This is a genomic window from Actinopolyspora mortivallis, assembly GCF_003001495.1.
Classification (GTDB): Bacteria; Actinomycetota; Actinomycetes; order Mycobacteriales; family Pseudonocardiaceae; genus Actinopolyspora; species Actinopolyspora mortivallis_A.
Map to the genome: position 1 here is coordinate 232,700 of NZ_PVSR01000003.1, position 24,638 is coordinate 257,337.

At 69.8% G+C, this 24,638-nt stretch carries 21 protein-coding genes and 1 pseudogene; 15 read left to right on the forward strand and 7 right to left on the reverse strand.

The genetic code is table 11. The features are described 5' to 3' along the window. Positions 1-67: 67 nt before the first annotated feature. Positions 68-523, reverse strand: a complete 456-nt coding sequence (locus tag CEP50_RS04865) for a hypothetical protein (RefSeq protein ID WP_106112710.1) — start codon at positions 521-523, stop codon at positions 68-70. Positions 524-963: 440 nt separating this feature from the next. Between CEP50_RS04865 and CEP50_RS04870 the strand changes: the two genes are divergently transcribed. The 5 genes from CEP50_RS04870 (at position 964) to tsaD (ending at position 5,295) form a co-directional block, all read left to right on the forward strand. After that, entirely contained in the window at positions 964-2,229 is a 1,266-nt protein-coding gene (locus tag CEP50_RS04870; RefSeq protein ID WP_146134742.1) for a helix-turn-helix domain-containing protein, read from the forward strand. Further along, positions 2,226-2,699, forward strand: a complete 474-nt coding sequence (locus tag CEP50_RS04875) for a hypothetical protein (protein WP_106112744.1) — start codon at positions 2,226-2,228, stop codon at positions 2,697-2,699. The genes CEP50_RS04870 and CEP50_RS04875 overlap by 4 nt, the downstream gene beginning before the upstream one ends. Before the next feature lie 288 nt (positions 2,700-2,987). Next, entirely contained in the window at positions 2,988-3,692 is a 705-nt protein-coding gene (gene tsaB / locus CEP50_RS04880; protein WP_106112712.1) for a tRNA (adenosine(37)-N6)-threonylcarbamoyltransferase complex dimerization subunit type 1 TsaB, read from the forward strand. A gap of 65 nt (positions 3,693-3,757) precedes the next feature. Beyond that, positions 3,758-4,231, forward strand: coding sequence for a ribosomal protein S18-alanine N-acetyltransferase (gene rimI / locus CEP50_RS04885; RefSeq protein WP_106112745.1), 474 nt, complete (start codon positions 3,758-3,760; stop codon positions 4,229-4,231). After that, positions 4,228-5,295: a tRNA (adenosine(37)-N6)-threonylcarbamoyltransferase complex transferase subunit TsaD gene (tsaD, locus tag CEP50_RS04890; protein WP_106112713.1), complete on the forward strand. Its 1,068-nt coding sequence runs from the start codon at positions 4,228-4,230 to the stop codon at positions 5,293-5,295. The genes rimI and tsaD overlap by 4 nt, the downstream gene beginning before the upstream one ends. 43 nt (positions 5,296-5,338) lie before the next feature. Here tsaD and CEP50_RS04895 read toward each other — a convergent pair whose 3' ends face one another. Continuing rightward, positions 5,339-6,919: an alkaline phosphatase D family protein gene (locus tag CEP50_RS04895; RefSeq protein WP_106112714.1), complete on the reverse strand. Its 1,581-nt coding sequence runs from the start codon at positions 6,917-6,919 to the stop codon at positions 5,339-5,341. Positions 6,920-7,307: 388 nt separating this feature from the next. Continuing rightward, positions 7,308-8,888, reverse strand: coding sequence for an alkaline phosphatase D family protein (locus CEP50_RS04900; RefSeq protein ID WP_106112746.1), 1,581 nt, complete (start codon positions 8,886-8,888; stop codon positions 7,308-7,310). Positions 8,889-9,195: 307 nt separating this feature from the next. Here CEP50_RS04900 and groES point away from each other — a divergent pair, with 307 nt between their 5' ends. Next, positions 9,196-9,486 carry a co-chaperone GroES gene (groES, locus tag CEP50_RS04905; RefSeq protein ID WP_374957085.1) on the forward strand — a complete coding sequence of 97 codons (291 nt, stop codon included), beginning with the start codon at positions 9,196-9,198 and terminating at the stop codon, positions 9,484-9,486. Between the two features lie 240 nt (positions 9,487-9,726). Beyond that, entirely contained in the window at positions 9,727-11,334 is a 1,608-nt protein-coding gene (gene groL / locus CEP50_RS04910; RefSeq protein ID WP_106112715.1) for a chaperonin GroEL, read from the forward strand. Positions 11,335-11,585: 251 nt separating this feature from the next. Here groL and CEP50_RS04915 read toward each other — a convergent pair whose 3' ends face one another. Further along, the gene (locus CEP50_RS04915) at positions 11,586-11,888 is read right to left on the reverse strand and encodes a WhiB family transcriptional regulator (protein ID WP_019852905.1); all 303 of its coding nucleotides are present in this window, start codon (positions 11,886-11,888) and stop codon (positions 11,586-11,588) included. A gap of 227 nt (positions 11,889-12,115) precedes the next feature. Between CEP50_RS04915 and CEP50_RS04920 the strand changes: the two genes are divergently transcribed. From CEP50_RS04920 to CEP50_RS04935, 4 genes are all read left to right on the forward strand, one after another. Beyond that, positions 12,116-13,264, forward strand: coding sequence for a MerR family transcriptional regulator (locus CEP50_RS04920; protein WP_106112716.1), 1,149 nt, complete (start codon positions 12,116-12,118; stop codon positions 13,262-13,264). Between the two features lie 292 nt (positions 13,265-13,556). Further along, entirely contained in the window at positions 13,557-14,153 is a 597-nt protein-coding gene (locus CEP50_RS04925) for a response regulator transcription factor (RefSeq protein ID WP_026152733.1), read from the forward strand. A 552-nt stretch (positions 14,154-14,705) separates the two neighbouring features. Next, a complete protein-coding gene (locus CEP50_RS04930; protein WP_106112717.1) occupies positions 14,706-15,278 on the forward strand; it encodes a sigma-70 family RNA polymerase sigma factor in 573 nt (190 codons plus the stop codon). A 1-nt stretch (position 15,279) separates the two neighbouring features. Next, positions 15,280-16,467 carry an anti-sigma-D factor RsdA gene (locus tag CEP50_RS04935; protein WP_106112718.1) on the forward strand — a complete coding sequence of 396 codons (1,188 nt, stop codon included), beginning with the start codon at positions 15,280-15,282 and terminating at the stop codon, positions 16,465-16,467. A 175-nt stretch (positions 16,468-16,642) separates the two neighbouring features. Here CEP50_RS04935 and CEP50_RS04940 read toward each other — a convergent pair whose 3' ends face one another. After that, positions 16,643-17,035: a DUF5319 domain-containing protein gene (locus tag CEP50_RS04940; protein ID WP_211212883.1), complete on the reverse strand. Its 393-nt coding sequence runs from the start codon at positions 17,033-17,035 to the stop codon at positions 16,643-16,645. Positions 17,036-17,348: 313 nt separating this feature from the next. Here CEP50_RS04940 and guaB point away from each other — a divergent pair, with 313 nt between their 5' ends. The 4 genes from guaB to guaA all read left to right on the forward strand — a co-directional run bounded on the left by guaB (position 17,349) and on the right by guaA (position 23,802). Continuing rightward, entirely contained in the window at positions 17,349-18,860 is a 1,512-nt protein-coding gene (guaB, locus tag CEP50_RS04945; protein ID WP_106112719.1) for an IMP dehydrogenase, read from the forward strand. 189 nt (positions 18,861-19,049) lie between these two features. Beyond that, positions 19,050-20,180 carry a GuaB3 family IMP dehydrogenase-related protein gene (locus CEP50_RS04950; RefSeq protein WP_106112720.1) on the forward strand — a complete coding sequence of 377 codons (1,131 nt, stop codon included), beginning with the start codon at positions 19,050-19,052 and terminating at the stop codon, positions 20,178-20,180. 120 nt (positions 20,181-20,300) lie between these two features. Beyond that, positions 20,301-22,013, forward strand: a complete 1,713-nt coding sequence (locus tag CEP50_RS04955) for a GMC family oxidoreductase N-terminal domain-containing protein (protein WP_106112721.1) — start codon at positions 20,301-20,303, stop codon at positions 22,011-22,013. A gap of 187 nt (positions 22,014-22,200) precedes the next feature. Next, a complete protein-coding gene (gene guaA / locus CEP50_RS04960; RefSeq protein WP_181188218.1) occupies positions 22,201-23,802 on the forward strand; it encodes a glutamine-hydrolyzing GMP synthase in 1,602 nt (533 codons plus the stop codon). Positions 23,803-23,857: 55 nt separating this feature from the next. Here guaA and CEP50_RS04965 read toward each other — a convergent pair whose 3' ends face one another. Together CEP50_RS04965 and CEP50_RS04970 are read right to left on the reverse strand one after the other, a co-directional pair. Beyond that, complete coding sequence (locus CEP50_RS04965) at positions 23,858-24,082, reverse strand: hypothetical protein (RefSeq protein ID WP_106112723.1); 225 nt, start codon at positions 24,080-24,082, stop codon at positions 23,858-23,860. Then, positions 24,075-24,638 (reverse strand): annotated as a pseudogene (locus CEP50_RS04970) (LiaF domain-containing protein); the annotation flags it as partial. The gene CEP50_RS04965 and the pseudogene CEP50_RS04970, both read right to left, overlap by 8 nt.

A 24,638-nucleotide genomic window follows, 5' to 3' on the forward strand; every position in this document is an offset into this window, starting at 1 on the left:
CGGTCGGACTCAGCGTGGAAAGCATCGCCCTGCGCGTCCAACCCGGACTGAGGCAGCACGCAGTCGATCATTCGGGTGCCTCGGGAGGCCACCGACAATCGAGACAGGACTCGTAGCGTTCAGGTGGCGTACCGAACATCAGGAAGGCGATGCGGCCGCACTCGGTGACAACCACCTCACGGCCCTCGTAGACGTCCGTCACGGGGCGTGCCGGAACCCGATGACAGACGAACTCGCCTCTCAGCGCCACCGCGTACGTCACCGTGCTGTCCGGGTCGTCCTCGGGCAGCCCCCGTCCCGAGATCCTCCCCTGCGTTCCGACTGATGCTTCGGCGATACACAGTTCGCAGCCCAAGCCGGCCACGTCGGGCACCAGTTCCAGTACCGTCTGATGTGCGGTGAAGCCGCAGAACGCTTTTCGTGTGCCGCCCTGGTCGTGTTGATGTGCGTCAAAAAAGTGCACTCTGCGCTCGCCCCGCCGATCGGGGCCTTCACACAGACGCGCCAGGGTGATGTCGCTCATTGGCCTGCCCCTGAACTTCGGTTCTTGACGACCACGCCTACTTCCGAACCGTGCGGCGGGATCGTGGCCCGCCCATACCGGTGGGGAACGCGGCGCGTGGGAGAGGGTTCGTACGTGAAGCTCGGTTGTGCTTCAGGGTGCCGCGCCCAGATGGCTCTCGTAGTGCGCCGCACTCGGCGACGAGCCCGTTGTTCACGTACGAACGGAAGTTTCATGACCGCGCAGATCGCTGGCACGCTCACAGTTACGGTGAGTAGTATGACCAATGCGGTTGTTTGCATGGCTGCCCGGCCTCCCCTCCTCTCGGCAGTGACACAACGAGTCTCCGTCGTCATGACCCGGTGCGGGAGGGAGCGAAGGGGGAAAGTCCAGGGAGAGTTCGGTTTCTCTACAGTGTTCAGTCCGTTACTGTCAGACGTGGATTGATCAGAGGAGTGGGTGTGCCGGAGCCCAACGACGCCCTGCGCGCTGCACGTCAACGTCTAGGGTCACCCTCGTCGCCAGGGCAGCCGATGACACGTCAGGAGCTGGCCGAGGCTGTGAATACCCAGGTCTATCGCCTGACGGGGAAAGTCACGGAGATCGACGCCAACCATATTGGCAAGTGGGAACGCGGAGACATTCGTTGGCCGGCTGCTCACTACCGACAGGCGCTACGACACGTCCTGGACGTCGACTCGGACCTCGAACTCGGGTTCAGACGACGTGGTGACGGGTGTACCACCAACAGTGTGGACCGAAGAACCTATCTCGGAACGACCCTGGGCGTGGGGGTCGGTATCGCGCTGGCACGCAAACACCGTGCGGCCGCGACGGAAGAACCCGATGACGAGCTTCTCGCCTCGATCACTTCGCCGACCGAGTCCTATCGTCGTATGGAGGCGTCGGTCTCTTCGCAGCACCTCGCACCAGCTGCGGAAGGGCACCTGCGGTTGTTGAAGCGAGTCGTCCGGGCCAAACTTCACGCCCCACGGGGCTTCGCCGCCCTGAGCGAGGTTGCCGGTTTCTCTGCCTGGATCGCGGCCGACCGGGGCGATACCGCCCTCGCACGTGCGCGGTACCAGGAGAGTGTCCGCTTCGCGGAATCCGCCCGGAATCCCCTGCTCGTCTCCTACATGATGGGCAGCCTCGGACACTTCGCCGTGGAGATCGGCGATCCTCACCAGGGTGTGCGGCTACTCGACAAGGCAGCCCGTCAACTCGACAAAAGTAGCCCGGTGGCCGCCCGAGCATGGCTTGCGTCCCTGCGCGCGGTTGCCTTTGGTGCCCTCCGCGATCGGGCAGCGATGAGTGAAGCGCTCACCGCTGCGGAACGCCTTGCCGATCGGCGTCCCGGGCAGGCGCAGTGGCCGTGGATGTTCGCCTTCACCTCGGCGAAAGTGGCTCGTTATCAGTGCAGTGCGCTGGCGAAGTACGGGGATCTGTCGGCAGCCAGGAACGTCTACTCCACCACTGTTCCGTCGATGACGGCACCCAAGCCGCAGGCGCTCGTGAAGATCGAGTATGCGCTGCTGCTGGCGGAAAAGGGCCATCACGACGAAGCCGCTGAGCTCGGTGCGCAGGCCCTCTGGGTTGGTAAGCAGTATGATTCGGAGCGGATCGTCTCACACGTCCGAACACTGCGTTCCAAGCTGCCGGACCACAGTCGTGAGGTCGAAGACCTCGATCAGATGTTGACCACACTCTACGACGAGGACCAGTGGTGACAAAGCTAGCCATCACGGGACATCGAGGACTCCCCAACGAGACGGAACAACTCGTGGACACCGCGATCCGCCAGGAGATCGCAAACCTCTCCGAGATCGTCGGGATCAGTTGCCTCGCGGACGGCGCGGACAGTCTCTTCGCGCGGGCCGTGCTCGATCACGGTGGAGAACTGGTGGTCATCGTGCCGGCAGCCCAGTACAGGGAAGGGCTCCCCGAAGATCATCACTCGGTGTACGATGCTCTCTTGGCACGTGCTTCGGAGGTCGTGCGCCTCAGCCACGTGGAGTCCACCTCCCAGGCACACATGGAGGCCAGCCTTGAGATGCTCTCCCGAGCTGATCGGCTCTTGGCGGTTTGGGATGGCAAACCGGCACGAGGCTTCGGTGGCACCGCCGACATCGTGAAGGCGGCCGAAGAGCGCGAGCTACATACCACCGTGATCTGGCCTCAGGGGGCCCGCCGCGACTGATCCCGGGCACGCTTCGTTCGGCCGAGTGCGAGGTGACGGTGGAGACGGGCGTGGGGACAGGGACTCGAAACCGACACCACGTGACCCGGCCGGTGCGGGACCGCTATCGGGTGCGGCCCGACCGCACGCACACCTATTCGGTGGTGCTGCGGCCCACCGCACCCTGAGCAGCAGGCGGGGCGGGTACCCTCCCGCCCCGCCGCGGCGCTTTCGGCGCGCGGCGGCGTGAGCCGGTGAATTCCCCCCGTGTTCCCCTGGTGACCTGGGGTGGGAGTATTCTGGACAACCGTGCTCGTCATCGCGCTGGACACCTCGACCCCCGCGGTCACCGCGGGACTGGTCGAGTTCGCGAACTCCCGGCCGCAGTCCCTGGCCGAGCGGGCAACGGTCAATCCGCGTGCCCACGGTGAACTGCTCACCCCCCAACTGCTCGACGTGCTCGCGGAGAGCGGGCACCAGCTGGGGGAGGTCGACGCCGTCGTCGTCGGAGCCGGCCCCGGGCCGTTCACCGGACTGCGGGTGGGAATGGTCACCGCCGCCGCCCTCGGCCATGCGGCGGGGATCAGGGTGTATCCCGTCAGCAGTCTGGACGCCATAGCGAACCGGGTGGTCGAGGACTCCCCGGTGCTGGTGCTGACCGACGCCCGACGCAGAGAGGTCTACTGGGCGACCTACGACTCCCCCACGGAACTCGGAACGCGGCGGCGGCTGACCCCGCCCGCCGTGGACAGCCCCCGGGATCTCGTCACGAAACTGGAGGGAAGCCCGGTCGCCGCCGCGGCGGGGGAACTGGCCGCCGCGCACGCTCCGGACCTGGGGCTGAAAGCGGTCGATCCCGCTCACCCCTCCCCGGAGGGGCTGGTGAGTGCGGCCGGGCGGGAACTGAGCTCCGGCACCGAGCCGTACCCGCTGGTGCCCATGTACCTGCGCAGACCGGACGCGGCAGCACCCGGCCCCCCGAAGACGGTCACGGCCGAGCGGGGGAGGACGTGACGGAGCACCGACACGCCGGATCCCCCGGAACGGGGGAGACGGAAACACGCGCCGCCGCTCCGTTCGTGGCCAAGCTCCGCAGGCGGGACGTCCCGCGCTGCGCGGAACTGGAACGCGAACTGTTCCCCACCGACGACCCCTGGCCGGAAGGGGCGTTCGTGGCGGCACTGGACCGTGGGGACTTCTACGTCGGCGCTTACGACCGGGCGGAACAGCTGATCGGCTACGCCGGACTGGCGTTCGTGGCACGGGGCCCGAAAGCCGAGGCCGAGGTGCACACGATCGCCGTGGACCCCCGGGCGCAGGGCCGGGGGGTGGGCAGGGCGCTGCTGCGCAGGTTGCTCGCTCGTGCCGACGAGGAACGTGCCCAGGTGTTCCTGGAGGTGCGCACGGACAACGAGCCCGCGATCGGGCTGTACCGGCGGCACGACTTCGAAGTGGTCGGGATGCGCAAGCGCTACTACCAGCCGTCCGGGGCCGACGCCTACACCATGCGACGTCCGCCCCGCACGGCTGAGCAGGAAGGTGAGGCGGTATGAGTGCGAAGGGTGGTCCCGGCCGGATCGTGCTCGGTATCGAAACCTCGTGTGACGAGACCGGGGCGGGACTGGTGCGACTCGAACCGGACGGTTCGGTGCGACTGCTGGCCGACGCGGTCGCCTCCAGCGTCGACGAACACGCGCGGTTCGGGGGAGTGGTTCCGGAGATCGCCAGCCGGGCGCATCTGGAGGCCATGGAGCCGACGGTGCGTCGGGCCCTGGACGAGGCCGGGATCGGACTGGCCGACGTGGATGCCGTCGCGGTCACGGCGGGCCCCGGTCTCGCCGGTGCGCTCATGGTCGGCGTGTCGGCGGCGAAGGCCTACGCCGCCGCCCTGGGTGTCCCGCTGTACGGGGTGAACCACCTGCTCGGTCACGTGGCCGTGGACACGCTCGAGAACGGGCCGTTGCCGCGACACTGCCTGGCCCTGCTCGTCTCCGGCGGGCACACCCAGCTGCTGTCGGTCTCCGGTGTCGCGGAGGAGGTCACCGAGATCGGCTCGACGATCGACGACGCGGCCGGTGAGGCCTACGACAAGGTGGCGCGCATCCTGGAACTGCCCTACCCGGGTGGCCCGCCGATCGACAAGGCCGCCCGCGAGGGGGACCCGGAGGCGATCGCTTTCCCCCGTGGGTTGACCGGCCCGCGGGACCCGAAGTTCGACTTCTCGTTCTCCGGGCTGAAGACCGCCGTGGCGCGGTGGGTGGAGCAGGCCAGGGACGCGGGACGTCAGCTGCCCATCGCCGACATCGCCGCCTCGTTCCAGGAGGCGGTGGCCGACGTGCTCACCGACAAGGCGGTGCGCGCGGCCACCGAGCTCGGTCTGGACACGCTGGTGCTGTCGGGTGGTGTGGCCGCGAACTCCCGCCTGTCCGCGCTGGCCGGGCAGCGGTGCGCGGAGGCCGGAATCACCCTGCGGGTGCCGCGCCCCCGGTTGTGCACCGACAACGGCGCGATGATCGCCGCCGTGGGGGCGCACGTGATGGCGACCGGGGTCGAGCCCTCCTCGCTCGGCATCTCGGCGGACCCCGGTATGCCGGTGAGCACCGTCGTGGCCTACTGAGCCGCTGTGGTGGCCCGGTTCCCCCGAACCGGGCCACACGGCTTCAGCTCCTGCGGTGCAGCCTGGGTTCCCCGTCCTCGACGACGAAGCTGGCCGCGGTCCCGACCGGTGCTCCGCGTTCGGTCACGTAGTCCAGGGTGCGGTAGTCCACCCGCAGTTGCTCCGCGCTGAACCGGGTGCGCACGTAGCCACGCCGGTCCTTGTAGAACTTCACGTGCGGGTTGTCCTCGAGCACGCCCCGTTGGGTGTCCTCGCTGCCGTCGCCGCCGCTGGTGATCGAGGTGGTGACGAACTCGGTGCCCGCCGGCGGGGAGTCCGGGTGCTCGTGGGAGTCGCGGATCTCGGCCGCCCAGTGCCGGTGCACGTCACCGGTGAACACCACCCCGTTGCGGACGTTGCTGTCGGCCATGGCGTGGGCGATGCGGTCGCGGTTGGCGACGTAGCCGTCCCAGGCGTCCATGTTGTACCCCTCGCCGGGGCCGGCGGTGAGGTCCAGTTTGGAGAAGAACACCTGCTGGCCGAGCACGTCCCAGCGGGCCCGGGTGGTGCGGAAGCCGTCGAGGATCCACTCCTCCTGCCGCCGCCCGGTGATGCTGCGCTCGGGGTCGAAGCGGTCCGGGCACTCCACGTTGAACCCGTCGCCGCAGGCCTGGTCGTCGCGGTACTGGCGGGTGTCGAGCATGTGGAAGTTGGCCAGCCCGCCCCAGCGGATCCGGCGGTAGAGCCGCATGTCGATGCCGCGCGGTCTGCTGGAGGAGCGCAGCGGCATGTTCTCGTAGTAGGCCCGGAAGGCGGCCGCCCGGCGCGCGAGGAAGTCCTCCTGCGGTTCCTCCGGGACCTCGTCGGCCCAGTTGTTCTCGGTCTCGTGGTCGTCCCAGACCACCAGCCAGGGCGCGGTCGCGTGCGCCAGTTGCAGGTCGGGGTCGGTTTTGTACTGGGCGTGCCGCTGGCGGTACTGGGCCAGCGTCCTCGTCTCCGGGCCGAGCACGGTGCGCACGTCACCGTCCGCGGCGGGGTACTCGTACTGGTAGTCGCCGAGGTGCAGGATCAGCCCCGGCTCGTCCTCGGCCATCCTGCGGTAGGCGGTGAAGTAGCCCTGTCCGTAGTGGGCGCAGGAGGCGAAGCACAGCGTCAGGTCCCCCAGGTGTCCCGGCGGCGGTGCGGTGCGGGTGCGTCCGGTGGGGGAGACCTCGTTGCCGACCCGGAAGCGGTAGAAGTACTCGGCTCCGGGACGCAGTCCGTCCACTTCGACGTGCACACTGTGCGCGTACTCCGGATCGGCCCAGGCCAGGCCGCGCCGAACCGGCCGGCGGAACCGCTCGTCCTCGGAGATCTCCCAGAGCACCGGGTAGGTCCTGTCCGGCATTCCTCCGCCGCCGTCCGGGGCGGTCGGGTCGGGGGCCAGCCTGGTCCACAGCACGATTCCGGTGGGCAGCGGCTCTCCCGAGGCCACGCCCAGGCTGAACGGATGCTTCAGCCTGCCGACTCCGGCTCCCGGAGTCGCCGCGGCGCGGGCGATGCCGTTCGCGGTGCCCGCCAGAGCGGCACCTCCGAGGGCGGCCGCCCCTCCGAGCAGCACCGAACGGCGGCCGAGAGGCCCGTGCGGACCGGTGGATTCGGACATCCCGTTCCTCCTGACAGATGTTCGGGAACCAACCGCCGAACAGCCTCTCGCCTGATGGGGGCGCCCGCCACCGGTGTTCGGTGGTTGTCGGGTGAACTCTCGACAACGGGCGGGCCACAGTGGAGTTCCTCGCCCGCCCCGCCGGGGCGGACGGTTCCCGGCGGGTGTGTTCGTGGGCCACTCCGGTTCCGGTGCTCGCGGGCGTTTCAGGCCCGTCGGTTGACGGGACGTCGCGGAGGACCGAGCGGCCCCGGCGGACGGGAGGGCCGGGGGTGACGTTTCCACGGTTGGTTCGTGGGTCTCGTCGGGGTGGTCATGGGTGGCAACCTAGAGCACACGGTTGATCACGGTGCACGCACCCCCGTGGGCGGAGGTGCGTGCCCACCGGTCAGCCGTCGGTGCCGCGGAATCCCGGGACTCCGTCCTCGATCGTGAGGGAGGCCTTGGTGCTCACCGGGGCGCCGGCCCGGGAGACGTAGGGCAGCACGCGGAAGTCCGCGGTCACCCGTTCGGCCTCGACTCGGGTGCGCAGGTAGCCGCGCATTCCACTGTGGAAACGGATGTGCGGGTTGTCCGGGTCCCCGGTGAACTCGTCGGGGTCCGCGTCGCCTCCGGAGGTGACCGAGGTGGTGACCAGTTCGGTGCCCACCGGTGGCGAGTCCGGGTCGGAGTAGTCGGTCTTCAGCTCGGCCGCGTAGTGCTCGTGGATGTCCCCGGTGAGCACCACCGGGTTGCGCACCCCCGCCGAGATCCACCCCTCGGTGATCCGCCGCCGTGAGGCCGTGTAGCCGTCCCAGGTGTCCATGCTGGTCATGGTCAGCGGCCCGCCGAGGGTGTCGTGGTGGGTGAACATGACCTGCTGGCCGAGGAAGTCCCAGCGGGCGGTGGAGGCACGCAGGTTGTTCAGCAGCCACTCCTCCTGTTCCCGCCCGGTTATGGACCTGTCCGGATCGTCCTCCAGTCCGCAGGGACCGACCAGGCCGCCGCAGGTCTGGTCGTCGCGGTACTGGCGGGTGTCGAGCATGTGGAAGTTGGCCAGCCCGCCCCAGCGGATCCGGCGGTAGAGCCGCATGTCACCACCGCGCGGTCTGCTGGAGGAGCGCAGCGGCATGTTCTCGTAGTAGGCCCGGAACGAGGCGGCCCGCCGTGCTCCGAAGTCCGGCTGGGGCAGTTCGGGGTCGTCGCCGGCCCAGTTGTTGTCCAGCTCGTGGTCGTCCCAGATCACCACCCACGGTGCCGTGCGGTGCGCCAGTTGCAGGTCGGGGTCGGTTCGGTACTGGGCGTACCGTTGGCGGTACTCGGCCAGGGTGCGGGCCTGCCCGCCCGCGACCGGACGTGCGATTCCCGACAGCACGGGGTACTGCAGGTGGCCGAGTTCGTAGACGTAGTCGCCGAGGTGCAGCACCAGGTCGGGTTCCTCCTCGGCGAGGCGGCGGTAGGCGGTGAAGAAGCCGTGTTCCCACGCCGCGCAGGAGGCCGTGCACAGGGTGAGGGGGCTGTGGAGGGTGCCGGGGTCCGGTGCGGTGCGGGTCCGCGCGGTCTCGGTGGTGTGACGTCCGACGCGGAAGCGGTAGTAGTACTCCCTGCCCGGTTTCAGTCCGGCGGTCTCGACGTGGACGGAGTGCGCACCCTCCGGGTGGGCCGGGGTGGTTCCGCTGCGTACGACTCTGCGGAACCGTTCGTCCTCGGCCACCTGCCACTCCACGTCGATCACGCGGTCCGGCATCGCTCCGCGCCCGTCCTCGGCGAGGGGGTCGTGGGCCAGTCGGGTCCACAGGACGAATCCGTCGGGGGTGGGGTCGCCGGAGGCGACTCCGAGGGTGAAGGGGTTGCCCCGGTCGCGGGTTCCGGTGTGCCACGTGGCGGCGCTGCCGGTTCCGGCTCCGAGCGCCGCGGCGGCTCCCACGCCCGTGGCCAGGAGCGTTCTGCGGTTCAGGGGACGTGCGTGTTCTCCGCTGGGACGGCTCATGGGCACCTCTCGCCGTGTGCGTTCCACGCGTGGATCCTCGCGCACAAAAGTGAGCATTTTTCGTGTATGGCGTGATCACAGCGTGAACAGTGTTCGGGGAGCTGTCGACCGGCATCCGGGTGAGCCGAACACGGAGGGGCGAATTTCTCCGCGGTGGAGGGGGCCGTGTTGAACGTTGGCACTCGCACCGGTAGAGTGCTAGACGAACGGCGCCGGAGCGCCCCGGCACCCGCGACGGCGGGGAGCCACGGAGCCGTCAGACATCCAGCCAACGCTTCGAAGGCCCCAGAAGGTGGAGGTCAAGACCGTGGCGAGCATCAAGCCGCTTGAGGACAAGATTGTTGTCCAGGCAAGTGAGGCCGAGACGACGACGGCGTCCGGCATCGTGATCCCGGACACGGCCAAGGAGAAGCCGCAGGAGGGCAAGGTCCTCGCTGTCGGCCCGGGCCGTGTGGACGACAAGGGCAACCGCATCCCGCTCGACGTCAAGGAAGGCGACGTCGTCATCTACTCCAAGTACGGCGGGACCGAGGTCAAGTACAACGGCGAGGAGTACCTGGTCCTCTCCGCCCGCGACGTGCTGGCCGTCGTCAACTGAACGACCGGCTCGTTCGCATCGGCGGGAACTCCCGCCGGCGGAACGGGGACGTGACCGTCCTCGCGGGCAACTGCCGCCCCGGCGGTCCCGAGAGCGTGGACCCCGGGGCGGTCGCCTGCTACCCCCTTCGCCGGACGCAGGCAGTCGGTTCGGAGGCCCTCCGACCGCGCGCTCGTGTACGACTGCGCGCCCGTCCGGTGAACAGACATCCCGGCATTCGCGCTGAAGGGCTGTGGAGAAATGGCTAAGCAGATCAGCTTCGAGGAGGAGGCGCGCCGCGCGCTCGAGCGTGGTGTGAACCAGCTCGCCGACTCCGTGAAGGTCACCCTGGGGCCGCGTGGTCGCCACGTGGTGCTGGACAAGCAGTTCGGCGGGCCGCAGATCACGAACGACGGTGTCACCATCGCTCGTGAGGTGGAGCTCGACGACCCCTACGAGAACCTGGGTGCCCAGCTCGCCAAGAACGTCGCGACCAAGACCAACGACGTCGCCGGTGACGGCACCACCACCGCGACCGTGCTGGCCCAGGCGCTGGTCAGCGGCGGACTGCGCAACCTCGCCGCCGGGGCCAACCCCTCCGCGCTCGGCAACGGCATCCAGCAGGCCGCCGACGCGGTGATCGAGTCGCTCAAGGAGCAGTCCACCCCGGTCAAGGGGCGGGACAACATCGCCCAGATCGCGACCGTCTCCTCCCGGGACGAGAACATCGGCGCGCTGGTCGGCGAGGCCATGGAGCGTGTCGGCGACGACGGCGTGATCACCGTCGAGGAGTCCTCGACCCTGGCCACCGAGCTGGAGGTCACCGAGGGTGTCCAGTTCGACAAGGGCTACGTCTCGCCGTACTTCGTCACCGACTCCGAGCGGCAGGAAGCCGTGCTGGAGAACGCCCAGGTGCTGCTGCACCAGGACAAGATCTCCAACATGCAGGAGCTGCTGCCGCTGCTGGAGCGCGTGGCCAACGACGGCAAGCCGCTGCTGATCGTGGCCGAGGACGTCGAGGGCGAGGCGCTGTCCACCCTGGTGGTCAACGCCGTGCGCAAGACCTTCAAGGTCGTCGCCGTCAAGGCGCCGTACTTCGGGGACCGCAGGAAGGCCTTCCTGCAGGACCTGGCCGCCGTGACCGGCGCCCAGCTCATCTCCCCCGACGTGGGGCTCAAGCTCTCCGAGGTCGGCCCCGAGGTGCTGGGCTCGGTCCGTCGGGTGACCGTCACCAAGGACAACACCACGATCGTCGACGGTGGCGGCAACAAGGACGACGTCCAGGCGCGGGTCAAGCAGATCCGCAACGAGATCGAGGCCAGCGACTCCGACTGGGACCGCGAGAAGCTGCAGGAGCGGCTGGCCAAGCTCGCCGGCGGCGTCGCGGTGCTCAAGGTGGGTGCCGCCACCGAGACCGAGATGAAGGAACGCAAGTCCCGCATCGAGGACGCCGTCGCCGCCGCCAAGGCCGCCGCCGAGGAGGGCAGCATCCCCGGCGGTGGTTCCAGCCTGGTGCACGCCTCCAAGGTGCTGGAGAACAACCTCGGCCTCTCCGGTGACGAGGCCACCGGTGTCCAGCTGGTGCGCAGCGCGCTGGAGGCCCCGCTGTTCTGGATCGCCAGCAACGCGGGCGAGGAGGGCGCCGTCGTGGTCTCCAAGGTCCGCGACATGAAGTGGGGAGAGGGCTTCAACGCCTCCGACCTCACCTTCGGCGACCTGACCGGCCCCGGCGTCGTGGACCCGCTGAAGGTCACCCGTTCCGTGGTGTCCAACGCGGCTTCCATCGCCCGGATGGTGCTCACCACCGAGAGCGCCGTGGTCGACAAGCCCGAAGAGGAGGAGGACTCCTCCGGCGGCCACAGCCACTGACGCTTCCGCGCTGCGCGCGTGGAGCCCACGAGAACCGGGGCGGCACCCAGCTGGGTGCCGCCCCGGTTTCGTGTCGCGGTCGTTGGAGTCCTGCGACGCGCTCCCCCCGTTGACTCCGACACGTCGGAGGGACTCCCCACCACGACACGGTCTCGTGGTGCCACCGGGGCGGGACCGTCGCCGCGCCGGTGGCCCGGTGCTCGAACGGGCCGATGGTGGTCGCGGCGGTCGCGCTGCCCGGCGCCGTCCGATCACACGGGTATCGGTGTGTCCGCCTTGCGGTGGTTCTTGATGATGACCTCGCGTTCGGACTCGGACAGGCCGCCCCAGATTCCGTAGGGCTCCTGCACCGTCAGTGCGTGTCTACGGCACTGCTCCAGCACCGGACAGCGATGGCACACTTCCTTCGCCTTCGCCTCACGCCTGGCCCTGGCCGGGCCGCGCTCCCCGTCCGGGTGGAAGAAGTACGCGCTGTCCATCCCCCGGCACAGGCCCTGTATCTGCCAGTCCCAGATATCGGCGTTCGGCCCCGGAAGACGTCGTGTGTCCGCCATTGCGACAACCACCTCCAATTCGGTGGGTCCCCTCCCTGCCACGGTGTGTCACCGCAGCCTCGCACGGATCACACTAAAACCGAGTCAAAGCTTGTTCAACCCTTATCGCTGGCAAAGGTGGTTCACGTTGGAGTGACACTGCGCTGATCGAGTCCGGCTTGCCTCGACGCGTGCGCTACCACGAACATGTCCGTGATGATGTGGTCGAGGTGACGAGGTGGTCGGCTGTGGACGCCGAATCGTCCGTAGGTGGAACGGGCTCCGTCGCAGCGCACGAGCCCGACAGGAACGAGTCCGACGGCTGTCACGGACGGACGGGCGTCGGTGGTGAGGAAGCCGGGGAGATCGCCCCGAAGCTCTCGGTGGCCGCCGTGGCCCGCCGGCTCGGAGTGGCGCCCGCGACGTTGCGTACCTGGGACCGGCGGTACGGACTCGGCCCCACGGAACACTCTTCCGGGCGACACCGGAAGTACGGTCCGGACGACATAGCCCGTCTCGAACTGATGCAGCACGCGTTGCTGCGCGGAGCCTCTCCGGCGGAGGCCGCCCGGTACGCCCACGCCGCCTCCGTGCGTTGCCGGGAAACCGAGGACCGGGGAGACGGAGGGGGTCCCGCGGCGGACTCCGGTGCCGTCTCCTGCGGGCCGGGTTCGGACGGGGCCGTGCTGGTCTCCGGGGTGCTCGACAGCGAGGGGAGCGCCACGGAGTGGGTGGACACCGCCAACACTGGCGGACGCGGTCTGCGCCTGGGCGGAGCCGCTCCCGCCGCGCGCGGGCTGGGCCGGGCCGTGCTCGCCCTGGACGCTCCGGCGGCCCAGCGGATCATGCTGGAGAGCATCGAGCGGGACGGGGTGGCCACGATGCGCCGCCGGGTGCTGTGTCCGGTGCTGAGGGCGTTGTCCGAGCTGCGGGAACGCACGGGCAGCGGTGCGGAGATGCCCAGTCTGCTGACCGACTCCGCCCTGACCGTGCTGCGTGCCGTGATCGCCGGGGCGCGGGCCCCGCGAAACCCCCGTCCCGTGCTGTTGACCAGTCCTTCCGGGGAGGCGCACTCGCTCGACCTGGTCGCCCTCGCCGCCGCCCTGTCCGGGGAGGGGGTGGGGCACCGGCTGTTCACCTCGGCCCTGCCCCGGGAGGGGCTGGAGGCCGCCATCCGCCGGGCTGCCCCCGCCGCCGTGCTCGTCTGGTCCGAGCACTCCCTGTTCGCCGACCCCCAGTTGGTCACGGGATTGCCGCGACCCCGCCAGCGGGTCCGGGTTTTCGCCGGGGGGCCGGGATGGTCCGCCGAGAGCCTGCCCGAGCACGTCGACCGGTTGGATTCCTGGGAGGAGGCCTTCGCCCGACTCGTGGAGTGCGCCCCGCGTGAGACGACATAGTGATATAGATCACACAGTTTTTTCCCTCGGCGGTGCGGCGTGGCCCGTTTTGTCCTGATAGGACTCCCGATCCGGGTGGCGCGCGGCGATCCCGCAGGTGAGGGGCGTGTTGTGTCTTTTACCCCGGAACGGGTGAAACTCTTACGGCTCGATTACTCCGTTCCGGTGAAGTCTGAAGGCGGGCTCGGTCCACCGAAAGTGGAGAGCCGCTTCGTCGCGCGGGTCAAGCTCCGTCCGCTTGTGTCCGATGGGGGAGGTGGAACGTTCACTCGCCTGTAGGAAGGGAGTTCCCGTGACGACGGTCTTGATCTGCGATGACCGACGGAGCGTCCGGGAGGGGCTCACTCGTGTGATGTCGGCCGTACCGGGAGTGAGTCGAATCGATTGCGTGGCCCACGGTGACGAGCTGCTTTCCCGGTTTGCCCGGCAGGCGGTCGATGTCGTTCTGGTGGGGACCCAGCGTGCCGTGCCCAACGGAGTGGAGGCCACCCGCAGGCTCGTCTCAGCGCACCCGCAGGCCAACGTGATCGTCTTCGGGGCGCCCGACGACGCGGGGAGCATCGCCGCGGCCATCGCCGGTGGGGCGCGTGGCTACCTGCGTTGGGACGCCTCGCGTCCCGAACTGGTGGCGGCACTGGCACACACCCTGGCGAGCACCTCGGTGCCCGCTCCGCGCCAGCCCTCCGACCCCGGAGTGCAGCTCACCGACCGCGAGCTCCAGGTGCTGCGCGGGATGGCGCAGGGCAAGAGCAACGGTCAGATCGGGCGTGAGCTCTACCTGTCCGAGGACACGGTGAAGACCCACGCACGGAGGTTGTTCCGCAAACTCGGTGTCCGGGACCGTGCCCAGGCCGTCGCTCACGGTTTCCGCCGCGGGCTCGTCGCCTGAACGGGCGGCGGATGTGCCGAACGACGTCCGCCTTCGTGCCGGGGTCCCACGTGCGTGGGTGCGATTCGCGTCACCGGCTCGCCGGGGTGTGCTCCGCGGTCCGGGCGGAGCTTCCGTCCCGTCGAGCCTGTGACCAGTCTTCCGGCGTGTGATCGCGCACCACAATCGAAATGTGTTGAAAATCACTCACTTTTATGGGGATGTGTGCCCACCGCCCGGGTCTCCTCGGGGGAGGGGGCGTTGAGGTGGGTTCCCGCCTGTCCGTTTCGTGTCCGGTGGAGTGCGCACGGTGGTTCGAGCAGGTCAGCGCCGCTCCGTGCGGGGAACTGTGTCGCCTGTCCACCGCTGTGGGCCACCGCGAGGACCGGGCGCGACGGCGGTCACCGCCCCGCCGTGCGGGGTGTCCCACGCCCTCCGGGTGATGTCCAGTCGGTGTACGGGTCGCTACGCCCGGCCGGTAGTGTGACCACGGGATCGGCGTGCTCGGCGCGCCGGTCGGTTCCGGGCAACTTCGATTCGAGTCAACGCGTAACACCGAGGCTGGCGTCTGCGATGAGCAACGTGGGGGACGGGCTGGACGCGCTTGTCAGCGCCTCCATCGACGGTGACCGCCAGTCGATCGAGCGCTTACTCGCCGAAATCCGTCCTTTGGTGGTGCGGTACTGCCGCGCCAGGATAGGCCGAAACGAACGTTCGTTCGCTTCGGCGGACGATGTTGCCCAGGAGGTGTGTCTCGCCGTGCTGACGGCGCTACCGACCTACCGGGACCAGGGACGTCCGTTCCTGGCGTTCGTTTACGGCATCGCCGCGCACAAGGTGGCCGATGCGCACCGTGCATCGGCTCGCAATCGGTCCGAGCCGGTGGCGGATCCACCGGATACCCCGGAGAGCGAAGCCGGACCGGAGCAGCGAGCGATACAGGGTGAGCTCTCGGGCAGGATGGCCCAGCTGCTGCGGGTCCTGCCCGCCAAGCAGCGGGAGATCCTGCTGCTCCGGGTGGTTGTCGGGTTGTCCGCGGAGGAAACCGCCGAAGCGGTCGGTTCGACGCCGGGGGCGGTGCGGGTGGCTCAGCACCGTGCACTCGCCCGGCTGCGAAAGACGCTGTCCGCGGAGGAGGTGGTCTGAAGTGGCGGAACGCAGTGGCTCCGGAGGTGACGACAACGAGCGCGCCCCCGTCGAGCCCGGCCAGCAGGACGACCGGTCGAACGCCGAGTACGACGACGTGGAGTCCACGGCGCCCGTGAACGGTGGTTCCGGTGCCGAACGCGGAGCGCCCCACGGCGACTCCGAGCGGGAGAACACCGCCGACCGAGACCCCGAGGCCGGTGACGGGGAAACGGAACGGTTCACCGAGACACCGAAGGGGTCGGACGGGGAACAGGCCGCGGTCATCGAGTTCCGCCCACGGCAGGACCCGTCCGCTGAGGAGTCCGAACACTCCCCGGAGCTCTCCGTGCCCGAGGAGGCCGACGAGGAGGACCTCGACACCGACGGAGAGCCGGTGGACCTCGCCGAGGTGCGGGCCGACGACGAACTGCTGGATCTGCTCGGCTCCACCGAGGCGGAGCGTGGGGACACGGCCGACGCCGAGGCGGACCTCGAAGCGCTGCTGCTGGCCTGGCGCCGTGAGGTCGACTCCGCCCCCGTGGGCGAACTCGTCGACACGGACCGGGCCGTGGCCGCCGTGGAGGAGGGCAGACCACGGCGACGTGCCCGCAGACGCAGACACCTGGTTCCGGTGGCCACCGCCGCCGCGGTGCTCATGATCACCTTCACCGGAGTGGGTGTGGCGGCCCGGGACGCCGGTCCCGGCGACGCGCTCTGGGGAGTCACCCAGGTGCTCTACAGTGATCGTGCCGCCTCCGCCGCGGCCGCCTCGCGGGCGGAGAACCAGCTGGAGCTGGCCAGCAGGGCCTGGCAACGCGGTGAGCAGGAGGAGGCCGAGACCGCGCTGCACCGTGCCGCCCAACAACTCAGGACCGTCGAACCGGGGCAGCGCTCCGACCTGCGGCAAGCCCACGCCTCGCTGAGCGCGAAGTTCCAGCACCCGCCGGAGTCCCCGGACAGTTCCTCCTCGGAGGAGACGAGCAGCACGCACGAACAGGGGCCGCCGCCCTCCTCCGGCAGCTCCGAGGTGCCGCCGGAGAGTTCCACTCCGCCGAGCACGGGGGACACCACGCCCCCCTCGCGTTCCGAGGATCAGGACAGCACCTCGGAACACCTGCCCGAGCCCTCGGAGTCACCGAGCACGAGCGTCGGTGAGAGCCGGGACACCTCCAACGACGGGAGGTCGTTGAGTTCGACGGTGGGCTGACGGAGTCGTGCCCGGGTCCAGCCCGGGCACGGGCCGTCTCCCTCGTCCGGGCCGGGGCGGGTTCGTGTGCCCTCCGTCGGATCGGTGCGCGCGCTTCGCCGGGGCGGTTGTCCCCTCCGGGAGGCGACCGCCCCGGTGGCCCGTGATCCCCCGGGGACCACGGGCCGGGGCGGACTCACCGGCTGTGCTGGTCCTCGGTCTCGATCACACCGTCCGCGAATCCACGGCAGTACTCCCAACTGACGTAGTGTCCCGGGTTCGGTTCGTAGGCTGGTTCGTGCGGACGCATCCGGCCGTCGTTGAGCAGCTGCTCCAGGCTGGAGCGCAGCAACTCCCAGTCGTGGTAGTGCGCTTCGCCGCAGTCCGCGCAGTCCACGACGATCCCGCGGATACCGCGCGGCTCCAGCAGCGCCTGATACACGGCCAGGTCGGCCAGGTCCGAGAGCAGTTCGGCCCGCTCCTCGTCTCCGAGTTGCTGCTCCTGCTCGAAGTCCTGATCACCGAGAGCCATGCTCGGGTCTTCCGGATCGCCCGCGAACGGGTCTGGTGGCAATGGGTCATGCGGCACGACCCGAACGGTACCGGTACGGTCCACCCCTCCGGTTCCGTGGCCGGGGCCTGCCTGGTGTTTCACAGCCGATACCATGGGAGGACATCGCCCGTGAGTCGTGTCGAGGCGTTTGTTGTGTGGTCCCTGTCGTGGCCTTCGCTCTCCTCGGAAGGGCTCGCGGGTTCAGCTCGCCTCAGGGAGTGCCCTCGCGCAGGTGGTCGGTGATCCCTCGGGCCGTGCGCGGTCCGTTCCGATCAGCCGAGCGGCACGACCACTCCCGGACGGGACACCAGGCACTTCAAACTGATCCAGGAAGGCACTCCTTCGCGCTATGACCAGCGAACTGACCGCCCCGGGCTTTCCGACGAAGTTCGCGACGCTCGGGCTGACCTTCGACGACGTGCTGCTGCTGCCCGGCGAGTCGGACGTCATGCCCAACTCCGTGGACACCAGCACCCGACTCTCCCGGAACATCCGGCTGCGTGCCCCGTTGGTCTCCGCGGCCATGGACACGGTCACCGAGGCCCGCATGGCCATCGCGATGGCCCGGCTGGGCGGGGCCGGCATCCTGCAACGCAACCTGGCGACCGAGGAGCAGGCCGCCCAGGTCGAGGTCGTCAAGCGTTCCGAGGCGGGCATGGTCACCGACCCGGTGACCTGTTCCCCGGAGGACACCCTGGCCGAGGTCGACGAGCTCTGCGCCCGCTACCGGATCTCCGGGGTTCCCGTGACGGACCCGGACGGCTCGCTGACCGGGATCATCACCAACCGGGACATGCGGTTCGTGACCGACCACACCCAGCGGGTGCGGGACGTGATGACCCCGGCGCCGCTGGTCACGGCCCGGGTCGGTGTGAGCGGGGACGAGGCGCTCGAACTGCTGCGCGCGAACAAGATCGAGAAGCTGCCGATCGTGGACGGCGGCGGCAAGCTGCGCGGGCTGATCACGGTCAAGGACTTCGTCAAGACCGAGCAGTACCCGGACGCGACCAAGGACGCCGACGGCAGGCTGCTCTGCGGAGCCGCGGTCGGGGTCGGGGCCGACTCGCACGAGCGCGCCATGGCGCTGGTCGACGCCGGGGTGGACGTGCTGGTCGTGGACACCGCCCACGGGCACTCCCGGGCGGTCGCGGAGACCGTGGCCACCCTGAAGAAGGAACTCGGTGACTCCGTGGACGTCGTCGGCGGCAACGTGGCCACCAGGAACGGGGCCCAGGCGCTGATCGACGCGGGGGCCGACGCGGTCAAGGTCGGTGTGGGTCCCGGCTCGATCTGCACCACCCGGGTCGTCGCGGGGGTGGGGGTGCCGCAGATCACCGCCATCTACGAGGCGGACCAGGCCTGCCGTCCCGCCGGGGTTCCGCTGATCGCCGACGGCGGTATCCAGTACTCCGGTGACATCGCCAAGGCGATCGCCAGTGGGGCCAGCACGGTGATGCTCGGCAGCCTGTTCGCCGGCACGGCCGAGGCCCCCGGCGACCTGGTGCTGGTCAACGGCAAGCAGTTCAAGGTCTACCGGGGCATGGGGTCGCTGGGGGCCATGTCCTCCCGGGGGCAGGGACAGTCCTACTCCAAGGACCGGTACTTCCAGGACGACGTGTTGTCCGAGGACAAGCTGGTTCCGGAGGGTATCGAGGGGCGTGTGCCCTACCGGGGACAGCTCGGCCAGGTGGTGCACCAGCTCGTCGGCGGGCTCCGTTCGGGCATGGGCTTCACCGGCTCCGCCACCGTGGAGGAGTTGCAGCGGGCGCACATGGTGCGGGTCACGGCGGCGGGGCTGAAGGAGAGCCACCCGCACGACATCACCATGACCGTCGAGGCTCCCAACTACACGACGCGGTAGCGTCCCCCGCCGGGGTCGACGGGCGGCCGTCGCGCCCCGCGGCCTGTTCGGAAGAGGAGTGTTCCGTCCCGGCCGGGAGCCGGGGCGGGGCCCCGTGTCCCTCCTTCCCGGGATCGGTGACTCGGCTCGTGTGGAGGTCTCCCGGACGGGCGTTCGGACAACCACAGCGGCACTGCGGGAAGGACACACGTGCGGGATCTTGTGGAAATCGGCATGGGCCGGACGGCCATGCGCGGCTACGACCTGGACGACGTCGAGATCGTGCCCTCGCGGCGCACGCGCTCGTCCAAGGACGTTTCGTTGTCCTGGCAGATCGACGCCTACCGGCTCGACATCCCGTTGGTCACCCACCCGACCGACGCGGTGGTCTCCCCGGAGACGGCGGTGCGTGTCGGGGAGCTCGGAGGGCTCGGGGTGCTCAACGCCGAGGGACTGTGGGCCCGGCACGAGAACGCCGAGGAGGAGCTCGACCAGGTCGTGCGGGTGGCCGAGGAGGGCGACGGCCCGGAGGCGGCGATCTCCCTGTTGCAGCGGTTGCACGCGGCCCCGGTGCGTACGGACCTGCTCACCGAGGCGATCGGGCGGATCAAGAACTCCGGTGTGACGGTGGCCGCCCGGGTCAGCCCCCAGCACGCCGAGGAACTCACCCCCACGCTGCTCGCTGCCGGGGTGGAGGTGCTGATGGTGCAGGGCACCATCGTCTCGGCCGAGCACGTCTCCCGGGACGGGGAGCCGTTGAACCTCAAGCGTTTCATCGGTGACCTGGACGTGCCCGTGATCGCCGGCGGCGTGGGCGACTACCGCACGGCCATTCACCTCATGCGCACCGGTGCGGCCGGGGTGATCGTCGGTTTCGGGCAGTCGCGTTCGGCGACCACCACCCAGACGCTGGGCATCGGGGTTCCGATGGCCACGGCCATCGCCGACGCGGCGGCCGCGCGCCGGGACTACCTGGACGAGACCGGCGGCCGTTACGTGCACGTCATCGCCGACGGCGGGCTCGCCTGCTCGGGGGACATCGCCAAGTCGGTCGCCTGCGGAGCGGACGCGGTGATGCTCGGTGAGGCGCTCACCGAGACCTCGGAGGCCCCCGCGCAGGGCTACTACTGGACGGCGGCCGCGGCGCACCCCAACCTGCCGCGCAGCGAGATCGTCGGGTTCGACAGCGCGGGGGTGGACCTGGAGACGTTGCTGTTCGGTCCCAGCAGTGACCCCAACGGCACGGTGAACCTGTTCGGGGCGCTGCGCCGTGCGATGGCCAAGACCGGGTACTCGGAACTCAAGGAGTTCCAGAAGGTCGGTCTGATGCTGTGCCGGTGACCTCCGTTCCCCGCGGCGCTTCCGCGGCCGCGGGGCTCGCGGACCGGATCGCGTCCGATCGGTGACATATTTACCGGCAAGTATGGCTACCGGTGAGTAGTGTGTTCTAGTCTCTCGTGCATGAGTGATCGGGAACACCGGGGCGGGACGTCGTCCGCAAGCACCCACTACGACGTGGTCGTGGTCGGATCCGGCTTCGGCGGCAGCGTGGCCGCGTTGCGGTTGGTCGAGAAGGGCTACCGGGTGGCCGTGCTGGAGGCCGGCAGGCGGTTCACGGACGAGGAGTTCCCCAAGACCTCCTGGGATCTGCGCAGGTTCCTGTGGGCACCGCGGCTCGGTTGTTACGGCATCCAGCGCATCCACATGCTGCAGAACGTGATGATCCTCGCCGGGGCGGGCGTGGGTGGTGGCTCGCTGGTGTACGCCAACACCCTCTACCGCCCGTTGCGGCCGTTCTTCACCGACTCCCAGTGGGCGCACATCACGGACTGGGAGCGGGAACTCGACCGGCACTACGACCAGGCCAGCCGGATGCTGGGTGTGGTCACGAACCCGACCGTGACCCCCTCGGACCGGGTGATCCAGCAGGTCGCCTCCGACATGGGGGTGGCCGACAGCTACCACCCCACTCCCGTGGGGGTGTACTTCGGCGCGCCGGGCGAGCGCGCGGCCGATCCGTACTTCGGCGGCGCCGGGCCGGAGCGCACCGGGTGCACCGAGTGCGGCGCGTGCATGACGGGATGTCGGGTCGGCGCCAAGAACACCCTGATGAAGAACTACCTCTACCTGGCCGAGTCCATGGGGGCCGAGGTGTGGCCGATGACCACGGTCGACCGGCTGCACAAGGACTCCGCCGGGCGCTGGCGGGTCCGCACCCACCGCACCGGCGCGGTGCTCGCGAAGAACCGTCGCACCTTCACCGCCGACCAGGTCGTGCTGGCGGCGGGGACGTGGGGCACCCAGAACCTGCTGCACCGGTGCCGGGACAACGGGGACCTGCCCGGGATCTCCCGCAGGCTGGGCGAGCTCACCCGGACCAACTCGGAGGCGATCATCGGGGCGCAGCGGCGCACGGTCGACCCCGAGCAGGACTTCTCCCGGGGGACGGCGATCACCTCCTCGTTCCATCCGGACGAGCACACCCACATCGAGCCGGTGCGCTACGGCAAGGGCAGCAACGCCATGGGGCTGTTGCAGACCCTGCCGACCACCGGAGGCACGGACACCCCGCGTTGGAAACAGTGGCTGCGCACCGCCGTCACGCGGCCGTTGACCACGCTGCGGCTGCTGTCGGTGCGCCGCTGGAGCGAGCGCACGGTGATCCTGCTGGTGATGCAGAGCCTGGACAACTCCCTGCGGACCAGGCTGCGCAAGGGACGTTTCGGCAGGCGCAGGCTCACCTCGGAGCAGGGACACGGCGAGCCGAACCCGACCTGGATCCCCGCCGGGGAGCGGGCCAACGAGCTGGCCGCCGAGAAGATCGACGGCATCTCGGGGGGCACCTGGGGTGAGCTGTTCGACATCCCGCTGACGGCGCACTTCATCGGAGGGTGCCCGATCAGCTCGGATCCGGACAGTGGGGTGATCGATCCCTACCACCGCGCATGGGGATACCCGGATCTGTCCATAGTGGATGGGTCGGCGATCACGGCGAACCTCGGGGTCAATCCCTCGCTGACCATCACGGCCCAGGCCGAGCGGGCCTTCTCCATGTGGCCGAACAAGGGCGAGACCGACCCCAGGGCGCCGCAGTCCGCCGAGTACCGACCGGTGGAGCCGGTGCGGCCGCGCCACCCGGCGGTGCCGGACGACGCTCCCGCCGCCCTGCGGTGAACCCGCCTTCCGGGGCGCCCGGCGGGGCGGGCGGAGTCCGCGGCCGTTCCGGCCGCGGCGCGCGGCGCTGCCCGCCGGGTTCTCCAGGGGGTGATGCCGTCGGAACCCGACGGACCTGGGAGAATACGCTGACCAGCGTAGTGTTCTCACCCGGAGGTTCGACGTCGTGTCCGACACCGCAGGCGGTATCGACCCCGCCGGTCAGGGTTCCGCTCGGGGGCGTCCCGGCAGCGGCCCCGTGCTGGTGGTCGATTTCGGTGCGCAGTACGCACAGCTCATCGCCCGCCGGATACGGGAGGCGCAGATCTATTCCGAGGTCGTGCCCCACAGCACGCCGGTGGAGGAGATGCTGCGGCGGGACCCGGCCGCCATCGTGCTCTCCGGTGGTCCCTCCAGCGTCTACGAACAGGACGCTCCCCAGGTGGACGAGACACTGTTCCGCTCGGGCGTGCCGGTGTTCGGGATCTGCTACGGCTTCCAGGCCATGACGAAGGCGCTCGGGGGCACCGTCGAGCGGACCGGAACCAGGGAGTTCGGCAGAACCGACCTCTCGGTCTGCGCGGCCGGCGGGACGCTGCACCAGGAGCTGCCCCGGCACCACCCGGTGTGGATGAGCCACGGGGACTCGGTGAGCAAGGCTCCCGAGGGCTTCCGGGTGATCGCGGAGACGGCCGACACCCCGGTGGCGGCCTTCGAGAACCCCGAGCTCGGCCTCGCCGGGGTGCAGTACCACCCCGAGGTGGCGCACTCCCCGCACGGCCAGGAGGTGCTGCGCAGGTTCCTGCACGACATAGCGGGTATCCGTCCCACGTGGACGACCACCTCGATCGTGGACGAGACGGTGGCCGCGATCCGGGAACAGGTCGGAAACGCCCGCGCGATCTGCGCACTGTCCGGAGGCGTGGACTCCGCCGTGGCCGGCGCGTTGGTCAACAGGGCCATCGGCGATCGGCTGACCTGCGTGTTCGTGGACCACGGCCTGCTGCGCTCCGGGGAACGTGCCCAGGTGGAACGGGACTTCGTGGCCGCCACCGGCGCGCGTCTGGTTGTGGTCGACGCCGTCCGGCAGTTCGGTGACGCGCTCGCCGGGGTGACCGACCCCGAGGAGAAGCGCAAGATCATCGGACGTGAGTTCATCCGGACCTTCGAACGCGCCGCGCGGGACCTGCAGACCGAGGCCGGCCAGGCCGGTGAGCGCATCGAGTACCTGGTGCAGGGGACGCTGTACCCCGACGTGGTGGAGTCCGGTGGGGGCACCGGGACGGCCAACATCAAAAGCCACCACAACGTCGGAGGACTGCCCGAGGACCTGCAGTTCGACCTGGTCGAACCGCTGCGGGCCCTGTTCAAGGACGAGGTGCGCAAGGTCGGCTCCGAGCTCGGACTGCCCGAGACCATCGTGCAGCGCCAGCCCTTCCCCGGGCCCGGCCTGGCCATCAGGGTGATCGGCGAGGTGACCCAGCAGCGCCTGGCCGTGCTGCGCGCCGCCGACGCCATCGTCCGCGAGGAACTGACCGCCTCGGGGCTGGACCGCGAGATCTGGCAGTGCCCGGTGGTGCTGCTGGCCGACGTGCAGTCCGTCGGGGTCCAGGGCGACGGACGCACCTACGGCTATCCGGTGGTGCTGCGGCCGGTCTCCAGCGAGGACGCCATGACCGCCGACTGGACCCGCCTGCCCTACGAGGTGCTCGAACGCATCTCCACCAGGGTGACCAACGAGGTCCCCGAGGTGAACCGGGTGACGCTCGACGTCACTTCCAAGCCGCCGGGGACCATCGAGTGGGAGTGAGTCCGTACGGGGGCCGCGCGAAGGCGGCCCCCGCCGACGGGTGAACTCCCTCCGCTCAACGGCGCCGCAACGCGCTGACCAGCATCAGCAGTCCCACCGCGACCGCTCCGAAAGCCAGTGCCCGCTGGGCGGTCCAGGTGCCGCCGACCAGCAGGTAGACCGAGGTGGCCACCGTCAGCAGCCCCGCCGTCAGCGCGATCGGGTCCACGGTGGCCAGGCGGGAGGGCTTCTTCTCCTCCGGGGCGGGTTCGCCCTGTGACTCCGTTCGGTACTCAGACACGGAAAACCTCCACGGTTCCGGTGTTGGTCCGCAGTGCGAGCCGAAGCTCCCCGCCTCCGGAGCCGTCCGGCCCCAGGTCGGTGCGCTCCACCCGCAGGTTCCTGCCGGCGCGCTCGGTTCCCAGGCAGTCCACCGAACCGAAGTCGGTGGAGCAGGTGAGGTGCACATCCGCCTCCCGCGGCAGGTACACCGTGGTCGCTCCCGCCCCCAGCCGCACGGAGGTGTGCGTCCGTCCCTCGGACGGTAGCCGCATGTCCTGGAGTCGCAGGGTGATGCTGCCCACCGAGCCCGAGTACTCGGACCCCAGTTCCGCCGCCCGGCTAGGGAGCACGTCCACGTGGGTGAAGCCGTTCCACGGACGTTCCGGGATCTGGGTGGCCAGCATGCTCACCAGCGCCACCGGTATCGCGAACGCGATCAGTCCCCGGCCGCCGCGCAGGAAGGCCCCCGCGAGCATCCCGCAGCCGAGCACCCCGAGGGCGACCGCGCCGATGGTGACCGGGGAGGCGCCCACCGCGATGGAGAACCCGCTCGCCAGCAGGGCGAGCCCCAGGGT